This window comes from Mesocryomonas fontinalis, from assembly GCF_055730125.2.
In genome coordinates, this window is record NZ_JBUZWG020000001.1 from 165346 (window position 1) to 176903 (window position 11558).

10 protein-coding genes are annotated in these 11558 nt (G+C 67.5%); 5 read left to right on the plus strand and 5 right to left on the minus strand.

All coding sequences use genetic code 11. From position 1 onward, the window contains the following. Window positions 1–51: 51 nt before the first annotated feature. Genes ACZL02_RS00800 through osmF form a run of 4 tightly spaced genes read right to left on the minus strand, consistent with a single transcriptional unit; the run spans window position 52 to window position 3882 of the window. Window positions 52–795, minus strand: a complete 744-nt coding sequence (locus ACZL02_RS00800; RefSeq protein WP_472938301.1) for an ABC transporter permease — start codon at window positions 793–795, stop codon at window positions 52–54. Continuing rightward, on the minus strand, window positions 792–1733 hold the full coding sequence (locus ACZL02_RS00805; protein ID WP_472938302.1) for an ABC transporter ATP-binding protein: 942 nt from the start codon (window positions 1731–1733) through the stop codon (window positions 792–794). The genes ACZL02_RS00800 and ACZL02_RS00805 overlap by 4 nt, the downstream gene beginning before the upstream one ends. After that, window positions 1730–2959 (minus strand): ABC transporter permease, encoded by a 1230-nt coding sequence (locus tag ACZL02_RS00810; RefSeq protein ID WP_472939079.1) that lies wholly within the window; start codon window positions 2957–2959, stop codon window positions 1730–1732. The genes ACZL02_RS00805 and ACZL02_RS00810 overlap by 4 nt, the downstream gene beginning before the upstream one ends. Window positions 2960–2970: 11 nt before the next feature. Further along, window positions 2971–3882: a glycine betaine ABC transporter substrate-binding protein OsmF gene (osmF, locus tag ACZL02_RS00815; RefSeq protein WP_472938303.1), complete on the minus strand. Its 912-nt coding sequence runs from the start codon at window positions 3880–3882 to the stop codon at window positions 2971–2973. A 423-nt stretch (window positions 3883–4305) separates the two neighbouring features. Here osmF and ACZL02_RS00820 point away from each other — a divergent pair, with 423 nt between their 5' ends. Beyond that, complete coding sequence (locus ACZL02_RS00820; protein ID WP_472938304.1) at window positions 4306–4701, plus strand: DUF983 domain-containing protein; 396 nt, start codon at window positions 4306–4308, stop codon at window positions 4699–4701. 96 nt (window positions 4702–4797) lie between these two features. Here ACZL02_RS00820 and ACZL02_RS00825 read toward each other — a convergent pair whose 3' ends face one another. Further along, window positions 4798–6231 carry a mannose-1-phosphate guanylyltransferase/mannose-6-phosphate isomerase gene (locus ACZL02_RS00825; protein ID WP_472938305.1) on the minus strand — a complete coding sequence of 478 codons (1434 nt, stop codon included), beginning with the start codon at window positions 6229–6231 and terminating at the stop codon, window positions 4798–4800. Between the two features lie 543 nt (window positions 6232–6774). On the opposite strand from ACZL02_RS00825, the gene ACZL02_RS00830 reads away from it, so the two are divergent. The 4 genes from ACZL02_RS00830 (at window position 6775) to ACZL02_RS00845 (ending at window position 11511) form a co-directional block, all read left to right on the plus strand. Next, window positions 6775–7728 carry a TIM barrel protein gene (locus ACZL02_RS00830; protein WP_472938306.1) on the plus strand — a complete coding sequence of 318 codons (954 nt, stop codon included), beginning with the start codon at window positions 6775–6777 and terminating at the stop codon, window positions 7726–7728. A gap of 16 nt (window positions 7729–7744) precedes the next feature. Next, a complete protein-coding gene (locus ACZL02_RS00835; protein ID WP_472939080.1) occupies window positions 7745–8788 on the plus strand; it encodes a sugar phosphate isomerase/epimerase family protein in 1044 nt (347 codons plus the stop codon). Between the two features lie 101 nt (window positions 8789–8889). After that, window positions 8890–9714 (plus strand): MBL fold metallo-hydrolase, encoded by an 825-nt coding sequence (locus ACZL02_RS00840; protein WP_472938307.1) that lies wholly within the window; start codon window positions 8890–8892, stop codon window positions 9712–9714. Window positions 9715–9855: 141 nt separating this feature from the next. After that, entirely contained in the window at window positions 9856–11511 is a 1656-nt protein-coding gene (locus tag ACZL02_RS00845) for an alpha-keto acid decarboxylase family protein (RefSeq protein ID WP_472938308.1), read from the plus strand. Window positions 11512–11558 lie beyond the last annotated feature (47 nt).

The following is an 11558-nucleotide window of genomic DNA, read 5'->3' on the forward strand; positions in this document are numbered from 1 at the left end:
AGGGCCCTCCGGCGTATGCCGGGGGGCCTTTCGCGCGTTGAGGGGCGCGCCTTACCGGCTGCTGCCCCGCCGCGCCACCCAGCGCTCGAGGCCCGACAGGCCGTCATAGATCAGCACCGCCAGCACCGCGACGATCAGGCCGCCTTGCAGGACGAAGGCGAGGTTGCTGGAGACGAGGCCGGCGATGATGACTTCGCCGAGGGTCTTGGCAGCCACCGTCGAGCCGATGGTGGCGGTGGCAAGTCCGATCACCGCCGAGAGGCGGATGCCGGAAAGGATCGCGGGCAAGGCCAGCGGCAGTTCCACCCGCCACAGCTGCTGCCAGCCGGTCATGCCGGCGCCGCGTGCGGCTTCCCGGATCGTCGGCGGCAGGCCGGTCAGGCCCGACACGGTGTTCTCGAAGATCGGCAGCAGCCCGTAGAGGAACAGCGCGATCAGCGTCGGCTTCTCGCCGAAGCCCACCGCCGGCACGGCCAGCGCCAGCACCGCCACCGGCGGAAAGGTCTGGCCGATGTTGACGATGCTGCGCGACAGCGGCAGGAACTCCGCCCCGATCGGCCGGGTCACGAGGAGGCCGAGCGACACCGCGACGATCGCCGCCGCCGAGGTCGCGAGGAACACCGTCCGCAGATGCGACAGCGTCAGCGCGAGCAGGCTGCCCTGGTTGTAGACCGCCGGCGCGTTGTTGTTGGTGAACGGGCGCAGCAGCGGCGCGAAGGGCTCGGGGTCGACGAGGAACGCGATGAGAAGGGCGAGCGCCACCAGCCGCAGCAGCACCGGCCACCAGCGGCTCACGGCGCGGGTCTCGCCGCATGGCGCACCAGCGCCTCGATCGTCACCCGGCCGATCATCGTCCCGTCGGTGTCCGCCACCGGCACTGCAGTGCGGCCGGACCAGAGCAGTTCGGCCAGCGCATCGCGCTGCGAGGCCGTCGCTGCGATCGCCGTGCCCTCCGCGGTGCCAGGCTCCACCAGTGCGCCGACCGTCCCGAGCGACAGCAGCCGGAACGGCCGCTCGGCCGTGCCGATCAGCGTCTCGACGAAAGGCGTCGCAGGCCGCGCGAGGATCTCCGCCGGGGTGGCGAACTGGATCAGCCGGCCGGCATCCATCACTGCGATCTTGTCGCCGAGGAGGATCGCCTCCTCCATGTCGTGGGTGACGAGGATGATCGTCGTGCCGAAGCGTTTCTGGATGTCGAGGAGATCGGTCTGTGCCTTGGCGCGGATCACCGGGTCGAGCGCGCCGAAAGGCTCGTCCATCAACAGGACGTTCGGCTCAGCCGCCAGCGCCCGGGCGACGCCGACGCGCTGGCGCTGGCCGCCGGAGAGCTCGTGCGGGTAGCGGGCTGCGAACAATGCGGGGTCGAGCGAGAAGAGCTCGAGCAGTTCTGCGACGCGCTTCTCGGTGCGCGCCCGGTCCCAGCCGAGGAGAGCCGGGACGGTCGCGATGTTCTCGGCCACCGTCCGGTGCGGGAACAGGCCGTCGCCCTGGATGGCATAGCCGATGCGCCGCCGCAGCTCGAAGCCGGGGAGGCTGCGGTTGTCCTCGCCGTCGAGGCGCACCGTCCCCGATGTCGGCTCGACCAGCCGGTTGATCATCCGCATCAGCGTCGTCTTGCCGGAGCCGGACGTGCCGACGATGACGGCGATGCTGCGCGGCTCGATCACCATCGACACGCCGTCGACCACGGTCGTCTCGCCATAGCGCTTGGTGAGACCGTCGATCTCGATCATGACGCCTTCCTCTGTCCCTCTGCCCCGCGGGGCCGGCTGAGCTCGATGCCGGCATCGAGGATAACGGCGGCGGCAAACGCCATCGCCACCGTCGGCAGTGCGCCGAGGAGGACGAGGTCGAGCGCGGTCTGGCCGATGCCCTGGAAGACGAAGACCCCGAGCCCGCCGCCGCCGACCAGCGCTGCGATGGTGGCCATGCCGATGTTCTGGATCAGGACGATGCGGATGCCGGTGAGGATCAGCGGCAGCGCCAGTGGCAGTTCGACGCCGAAAAGCCGCTGGCGGTCGGTCATGCCGACGCCGCGCGCCGCATCGTTGGCGGCGGGCGAGACGCTGGCGAGGCCGACGACGGTGTTCGCCACCACCGGCAGCAGCGAATAGAGGAAGAGCGCGACAAAGGCCGGGGCGCCGCCGATCCCGCGAATGCCGACGGCGGACGCACCGGGCACGTTGGCCGCCACCCAGGCGAGCGGCGCGATCAGGATGCCGAAGAGTGCGATGGAGGGAATGGTCTGCACCATGTTGAGGACGCCCAGCACCCCCGCCCGCAGCCGCGGCACGCGGTGGCAGACGACGCCAAGCGGCAGGCCGACGAGCGCGGCGGCGGCGAGCGAGCCGAACGCCAGAACCGCGTGGCGGCCCATCTCGGTCCAGAAGCTGTCGGCGCGACCAGCATATTCCTTCATGATCGACAGCCCGTCCCACTGGCCGGAGGCAAGCAGTCCCCATGCCGCGAGGAAAACGCCCGCCAGCATCGCGATGCGCTGCAACGGCGTCGGCCGCAGGCGGGTGAAGGCGTCGGTCGCCAGCAGTGCGAAGCCGAAGGTCATGACCCAGAAGCCCGACGCCGGCGAAACCCGCGCATAGGGGTTGGCGGCCGGCGCGAGGTGCCCGGCCGCTACGCCGATCAGGATGGCGATGGTGGCAAGGCCGACGAGGCTGGCGGCAAGGCGCAGAAGCCCGGGGGTGCGCAGCGCGGCGATCGCGAGCGTCGCGAGGATCGCCGCCACGAAGACGAATGCGGCCGCCGTGGGCAAAGCCACGGTCATGGTCTCGGCAGTGCCGGGGACGATGCGGTTGGCGCGGAAAGTCGCGAAAGGCAGAAGCGCGCCGGCGCCGATGATGAGGGCGATGGCGATGCCGAGCTTGTCTGGCCGCCATACGGCTGCCGCCGCCCGTCGGGGGAGGGGCGGCGGCAGGGGCCGCGTTTCAGCGGCCGACGGGATCGGCGGGAGGCTTATTTGACGAAGCCGTTCTTGGTCAGGAACTCCTGCGCCACGGCCTTTGCTGGCTCGCCGCCGACCTGCACGCGGCCATTCAGCTCCTGCAAGGTGACGAGGTCGAGCTTCTCGAACACCGGCTTCAGCAAGGCCTCGATCTCCGGATGCTGCTTCAGCACGGCCTCGCGGATGATCGGCGCCGGCTGGTAAACCGGCTGCACGCCCTTGTCGTCGGTCAGCACCACGAGGCCGGACGGGGCGATGCCGCCATCGGTGCCGTAGACCATCGCGGCGTTCGCGCCGTTGGTCTGGTTGGCGGCAGCCGCGATGGTCGCGGCGGTGTCGCCACCGGACAGCGTGATCAGCTGATCGGACTTCAGCGTGAAGCCGTAGGCGGTCTGGAAGGCCGGCAGGGCCGCGGCCGAGTTGACGAACTCCGCGGAGGCCGCAAGCTTGGCCGTGCCGCCGCCGGCGACGAACTTGCCGAAGTCGCTGAGGCTCGCGAGCTTGTCGGCCTCCGCCATGTCCTTGCGGACGGCGATCGCCCAGGTGTTGTTCGCCGGCGAGGGCGTCAGCCAGACGATCTTGTTGGCGTCGTAGTCGAGCTTCTTCGCCTCGGCATAGGCCTTGGCGGCATCCTTCCAGGCGGGATCCTCGGCCTTCTCAAAGAAGAACGCCGCGTTGCCGGTGTATTCTGGGTAGATGTCGACCTCGCCGGCGATCAGTGCCTGGCGCAGGATCGGCGTGCCGCCCAGCTGCAGCCGGTCGGTCGTCGCGATCTTGTTCGCCTCGAGTACGCCGAGGATGATGTTGCCGAGAACGCCGCCCTCGGTGTCGATCTTCGAGGACACCACCACCTGCGCGTTCGCCGAGGCGACGAGAAGGCCGGTGGCGATGGCGGCGCCGAGAAGGGTCTTGCCGAAACGCATGATGCAATCCTTGATGGGGTCTGGCCCTGCCGGGTCTGGCGGTATCGGGCAATCCGCAGTGAGCTCGGGGCGCCGTCTGGCATTCCCACAGCGGAACTGGTCCAGCGACGACGATAGCCAAGCCCCCCGGCGGTGCCGAGCAAGGATTTTCCGTTCACGACGGCGTTTGGAGGCAGGTTTTACCCCGGCTTGGGGCGAGAGGCGCCGCAGGGGCTGCAACGGCTGCAACGGCCCGGTCTTCGGCGCGTTGGCTCGAGGATGCGCTGCCGTAAAGGCCCCAAGGGAGTTGGGGAGGTGGACGATCGGTCCTCTTCTCTTCGCAGGCCTCAAGGGCGAGAAGAGCAGCAATCCCGCGCGGCGACGACGCCGAGCCCGCGGTTTCTTTTCTGGCCCGCTGTTTCTTTTCTTGAGCTGAAAGTGCCGATGACCGTCCCGCCGATCTCCTCCGAATGGCCGCCGCTTGATCCGATGAAGGTCGGCCTGCGCTGCCGCTGCCCGCGCTGCGGAGAGGGGGCGCTGTTCGACGGGTTCCTGACCATCGCCCCGCGCTGCGAGGTCTGCGGTCTCGACTACGGCTTTGCCGATCCCGCCGACGGCCCGGCCTTCTTCGTCATCTGCTTTGCCTGCATTCCCTCGGTGCTCTTCGCCGTCTGGCTGGAGGTCGCCTTCGACGTGTCGATCTGGGTGCACCTCTTCGTCAGCGTCCCCGTCATCCTCCTCAGCTGCCTCCTGCCGCTGCGGCCGCTGAAGGGATGGCTCGTCGCCAGCCAGTATTTCCACAAGGCCGAGCAAGGGCGGCTCGTGGGCCCGGACGATTGAGGCTTGTCGCCCGGCTGGCTGTTGGCGGCTGCAGTCGGGCCTCTTCCCGGAGGCGCTGCATTATGACCGCGCTGATCTCGCCGCAGGGCGAGCGGCCTACTTGGTCTCGCCGGGCGAGCGGTTATAGACGTCGTCGCTGCGCACGATGTCGTCCTCGCCGAGATAGCTGCCGATCTGCACCTCGATGAGCTCGAGCGGCACCTTGCCGGGGTTCTCCAACCGGTGCCATTGCGTCGCCTGGATGTAGAGGCTCTCGTTCTCGCGGGCGAAGCGCACCTCGTCGCCCACCGTCACCTTCGCCGTGCCCTTGACGACGATCCAGTGCTCGGAGCGGTGGTGGTGCATCTGCAGCGAGAGTTGGCTGCCCGGCGTTACGTGCAGCACCTTCACCTGAAAGCGCTGCTGCAGCGACAGCGTTTCGAAATAGCCCCAGGGCCGATGCGCGCGCAGGTGCTGCTCGTGCTCGCGCCGCCCGCCGAGCTTCAGGCGCTGGACGATCGCGCCGACCTCCTGCGAGCGGGAGCGGTCGGCGACCAGCAGCGCGTCCGGCGTGTCGACGATGACGAGGTCGCTGACGCCGAGCGTAGCGACGAGCGATCGCTCCGAGTGAATGTAGGTGTTCTGGGTGTCGATCAGCACGGCGTCGCTGTGCACGGCATTGCCGTCGGCATCGTGCACGGAGGCGTCCCAGAGCGACGCCCAGGAGCCGACATCGCTCCAGCCGACGCTGAGCGGCACCACGGCGGCCCGGTCGGTGCGCTCCATCACGGCATAGTCGACCGACACCGAGCGCGCGCGCGCAAAGCTCGCCGTCTCCAGCCGGATGAAGTCGAGATCGCGCACCGCGCCGTCGACCGAGGCCCTGACGGCGGCAAGGATTTCCGGCTCGAGCCGCGCCATTTCCGACAGGAAGGTGCGCCCGTGCAGCAGGAAGATGCCGCTGTTCCAGGCGTAGTCGCCGCTGGCGAGATAGCCGCGCGCGGTCTCGGCATCCGGCTTCTCGGCGAAGCGGCGGACGTTCGCGGCCGCCCCCCCGGCCAGCGCGTCTCCGGACTGGATGTAGCCATAGCCGGTGTTCGGCTCGGTCGGCGTGATGCCGAACAGCACCAGCCGGCCGGTGCGCGCCACCTCGGCCGCCTTGGCGACGCCGGCGGCAAAGCCCGGCACGTCGGCGATCAGGTGATCGGAGGGCATGACGCAGAGGATCGCTTCGGGATCCTCGTCGACGAGCAGCATGGCGGCCGCCGCGATCGCCGGGGCGGTGTTGCGCGCCTCCGGCTCCAGCACCATCATCTTCGGCGTGATGCCGGCCGCATCGCATTCGGCGCGGACGAGGAAGCGGTGGTCGTTGTTGCAGAGGATCGTCGGTGCCGCGACGCCCGCGGTCGTGCCGAGCCGCTCGAGCGTGGCGCCGAGAAAGCTCGGCCGGTCCTCGAAGAAGCGGATGAACTGCTTGGGATGCATGGCGCGCGACAGCGGCCAGAGCCGCGTGCCGGAGCCGCCGGACAGGATCACCGGGTAGATCGTCATCGCCGTTCCTCGCATCGCGCGCCGCCTGCCGCCGCGCTGCGCGACGATTAGCCGAGATCGCCCCCCCGACGCAATTTGCCGGCCGGCTTTTCCGTCGCCGTGGTGCGGAGAGATGAATCGGCCCCGTCCCGGATGGCTCCGGAAGGGGTTTCGCGGATGCACCGACCCGGCGCGCCGGACCTGCGACGGGGGCACAATCCGCTGGGCCGCGGCGACACCCGCGGCACGTCCTCCAGCGATACCTTGCCTGCCGCGAGCCTCGCGTAAAGGTTAGGCAATTTGCTGGCAATGCAATCTGAAATTGCAACCAGAAATAGCGTCTGCTACATCATCTGACATCGCCGGGACATGATCTTCGGCCGGCGACGATCCGGGGCGGAGAGGCTTTCGGCAAGGCGGCAGAGGCCGTGCGGCGTCTCTTCTGAGCACACGTTCCTTGCCCGCAGAAATAACGAAGCGATCTTTTTTCCTCAGCGTCTTCAGAGAGTCAGCAGTTTACACGGGTATCCGGCATTTCCTCCATTCGAGAGAAAAGGCAGATCCATGACGACATCCCCGCAGCGGATGATCTTCGGCATTCAGCCGACCGGATGGACCAATGACGACTTTCCGGAGATCGGAAATGACGTGCCCTATCAGAAAATCCTCGACGAGACCGCCGAGGCCGGTTTCGAGGGCGGTAGCACCGGACACAACTATCCGGTGCAGACTCCCTCGCTCCTGGAGGCACTCGCCACGCGCCGGCTGAAGATCGCCAGCACCTGGGCCGGCACGAGTTTCACCACCGGCATCGACGCGGCGGCCGCCATGGCGGCGTTCCAGGCGCAGGTGGCTTTCCTGAAGACGGTGGGGGCGCAGGATGTGGTCGTCGCCGAGCTCGCGGGCGCGGTGAACCAGATCCGGACGGTGCCGGTGCTGACGGGGCGGCCGGTCTTCAACGAGCCGCAATGGTATCTCCTGACGCGCTCGCTGAACGAGGCCGGTCGCTACGCGCACGAACAGGGCATGCAGCTCAGCTACCACCCGCATGTCGGCACCGGTGTCATGACCTATGCCGAGGCCGGCCGGTTGATGGACGCGACGAACCCCGCCTATGTCGGCCTTTGCCTCGACACCGCGCACCTTCACTATGGCAGTGCCCTGGCGCAGCGGGACGCCGGGCACGACGCGGCCGATGGCCAGCGGGCGCTGGTCGAGTTCACCCGCCGCTATGCCGGGCGCATTACCCACGTGCATCTGAAGAACGTGCGCGGCGCGGTTCTGGCGCCGGCGGTGGACCAGGATTTCAGTTTCTACCAAGCGATCCTCCAGGGCATTTTCACGGTGCCCGGCGATCCCGAGGGGAGCCTCGACCTTCGCCCCGTCCTGCAGATCCTGCAACAGGTCGGCTATCACCGGTGGATGGTCATCGAGGCCGAGCAGGATCCCGCCAAGGCCAATCCGCTGCAGAGCGCCCGCACAGCCCGCGCGTTTCTGCGCCAACATCTGGGGTGGTGAGATGACCGGTGGTGAGATGACCAAGGCCGTCCAGCGCGAGATCTACTTCAGCTTCTTCATGTTCACCGCCGACCTGCGCCCCGGCGACGCTGAATACGCCAAGTTGCTGGTCCGGCACATGAAGGTGCTGGCCGAGATGGGCTATACCGGCTTCGATCTCCACATCGCCGTCGGCGCCGCGGAGCGCGACCATCGCGCCGAGGTCGAGCGCTATGTGATCCTCAAGAAGACCTTCGACGCTGCCGGGCTGAAGGGCCTGAAGTTCACGACGAATGTCGGCACGACGCGCACCTTCGATCCGACATCGCCCTATGAGGATCAGCGCCGCGAGGCCCTGTCCTATCTGAAATCGCGCGTCGACATCACGGCCATCCTCGGCGATGGCGACTCGATCATGTCCGGCCCGTTCCTCTATCCCTACGGCGTGTTCCCGCTGACCGACGGCGGCGATCCGATCGTCAGCGATGCGCTGCAGGACTGGATGAAGCCGCGCTACGAGGCGGCCCGGCCGCTGTTCCACGCGCTGACCGAATACGCGTCCGGCAAGGGCGTGAAGCTGGCGATCGAGCCGGTGAAGAGCTGGGAGACGCCGCCGCCGAACATGGTGTCGGAGGCGCTGGATTTCCTCGCGCAGGCCGACAGTCCGCGCTGCGGGGTGACGATCGATACGGCCCAGGTGGTTATGGAAAGCCAGGGCCCGGCGATCTTCCGCCAGAACGTCGCCCGCGCCGCCCGCGAGAAGCGGCTGTTCTACGTGCACATCTCGGCCCCCGACCGCGGGGCGGTGAAGGACAGCTGGATCCCCTGGGACGTCATGCTCGGCGAGATCGAGCCTGTCTATGCCGGTCCGTATCTCGTCGAAGTGTTCAACGCGATCCCGCCTTTCGACAGCTCGATGCGGATGGCGCGCCGACGGTTCTGGCGGCCCGGCGAGGACGCGCCGGAGAAGGGGCGCGACAGCGCCTACGACGTCGCCCACGCCGGCCTGACCGTGCTGCGGGAGCAGATCGCCATCAACGCCACACGCCGAGCGGCGGCCCAGCCGACCGTCCACGCCTGAGCCTGCCTATTCGGCCCGCCAGCACAGAGCGCCGACGCTCTGGTCAAGCCGGCGCGGATGCACCTGCAGCTTTCCCTATCGGCCGAAGCCCGGAGACTCCCATGGTCGCGCCCTTGCCGGATCCCATCATCATCGCCCACCAGGCGGGCGACGTCCGGGTCCACACCTTCATCTCGGCCTATACCGGCGACAACATCGCCAATGCGACGCATATCGTCGAGAGCCAGAACGTTCTGGTCCTCGTCGACGGCCAGTTTCTGGCGCCCTATGCCCGGCAGTTCCGGGCCTATGCGGACAGCCTGAACAAGCCGATCGATCGGCTTTACCTGTCGCACCGCCACCCCGACCACTGGTTCGGCCTCGGCGATGCCTTCGCCGACGTCGCCATCCATGCGCTGCCGGAAACCATCAGCTTCCTGGAAGAACATGGCGAGGACTCGCGTCAGGATCACTGGAAGCTCGGACGGCTGGCGCCGGAGACGGTCGTCATTCCGACCCACAGCATCAGTCCGGGCGAAGAGCACATCGACGGCATCAAGTATGTCTTCGACCGTATCGTCGACACGGAGATCGATTTCCTGCTGACGATCGGGCTGCCGGACCACGGCGTCTTCATCGCCCAGGACCTCATCTACAGCGGCACGCATCTCTACCTGACGCAGCACATGGCCCACTGGATCGGTGTCCTTAAGCGGCTGCTCCTGTCGGATTACGACCTGTTCCTGCCCGGGCACGGGGTTCCCGCGGGCAAGGCGGAAATTGCCGGCAACGTCGAATACCTGTCCGCGGCCCTTGCGGCAGTGGGCGAGGGCCTCACCGGCGAGGCGTTCAAGCACTTCCTGCTGCAGCGTTACCCTGGCCGTCTCTGCCCCGGGATCTTCGACATCTACCTGCCGCGCCTGTTCGGCAGCGCGAGCGACTACTAGCGGATCCTGCAACGGGGTGATCTGCCCCGCCGGCAAATAAACGTTCGGAAACAGAGAGATGAGCAATCCATGTGCGTCCGGCCCGGCGCATGGCGGTCTGCTGCCCCGTAAAATGCCCTCAGCCAAGAAGGCTTCATCCCGATGGAACAGCGATACACGGTCGGACAATACCTCGCCGACAGGCTGCATGAACTCGGCCTCCGGCATCTGTTCTCGATCGCCGGCGACTATTCGATCCAGTGGGTCACCCGCTACGCCGCGACCAGCGGCATCGAGGTCGTCGCCGAGGTCAACGAACTGAATGCCGGCTACGCCGCCGACGGCTATGCCCGGCTGAAGGGGATCGGCGCGCTCTGCACCACCTACTCGGCCGGCGCCCTCTGCGCGGTGAACGCGGTGGCCGGCGCCTATGTCGAGCGGGTGCCGGTCGTCCTCATCAACGGTGCCCCCAGCATCAAGCGCACGCTGACCTTCGAGCAGACCGGCTTCAGCTCGCATCATTTCATCAGCGGACGCGAAACCGACCTGCAGGTCTTCGAATACATCACGGTGGCCGCGGTGCGCGTCGACAGCCCGGAGATCGGGCCGATGCAGATCGACTATGCGCTGACCCAGTGCATCACCGAAAGACGCCCGGTCTATATCGAGCTTCTGGAGGACATGATCGACCTCGAATGCCCGCGCCCGGCAAGGCCGTTGCGCCCGGCGCGCGGGCTGTCCGATGCCGAGAGCCTTGCCGACGCGATCGAGCGGCTCGGCGACCGGCTGCAGCAAGCGAAGAACCCGCTGCTCTGGATCGGCGTCGAGGTCGATCGTTTCGGCCTGCACGCAGAGGCCGAGCGCCTTATCCGCCAGTTGAACCTTCCGTACGTGACAGAACTCCTCAGCAAGGCGGTCCTGTCCGAGGACGACGACCAGTTCGCCGGCGTGTTCGACGGCATGTCTTCCGCCGCAGCCACGCAGAAGCTCGTCGAGGATGCCGATTTCGTCCTGGCGCTCGGGGTCTGGCTGAACGACATCAACGTGCTCGGATGGACCATCGATTACGACAAGACGGCGTTCGTCTCGATGGAGACGGTGAAACACGGCACCTTCTTCGGGGCGCAGGTAAACCTCGGCGACCTGATCGATGGCCTGCTGCAGCAAGGTTTGCGGCGTGATCTCCAACGTCCCGAGGCCGAGTGCGAGCCCGTTCCCGCCGCCAAGGACCCCGGCGGGGCCATCACCTACCAGGGCTTCTACCACGTCATCCCCCGGCACATCGACGCCGACACGATCGTCGGCAGCGATGCCAGTCTCAACTATTTCGGCAGTCTGCTGCTGAAGATCAGCCAGCCGCGCGGCTTCATCGTCCAGTCCTCCTACTCGGCGATCGGCTATAGCGGCCCGGCCGCGACCGGCGTCTGCCTCGCCAAAGAACACTACCAGCGGATGATGGTGTTCTCCGGCGACGGCGGTTTCCAGATGACCGCACAATGCCTCTCGACGCAGACCCGCCTGAAGCTCGACCCGATCATCTTCGTCATCGACAACGGCGTCTACGGCGTCGAGCAGTGGCTGGCGGACGCCTCGGTGTTCACGTCGGGCGATGCTTTCTACACCGCCTGCATCCTGCATCCCTGGAACTACAGCGAACTGGCTACGGTGTTCGGCTGCCGCGGCTGGAAGGTCGAGACCTATGGCGCGCTGGAGGAGGCGATCCTCTCCGCCAAGGCGCATTCCGGCAGTCCGTCGATCATCCAGGTCGTCGTCGCCGACCACTCGATCCCGACCAACGCGACCTGGAAAAAGGTCTAGCGCCGCTTCGTCGCCGCAGGGCCTGCCGCATCCCCGTGCATCCCCCG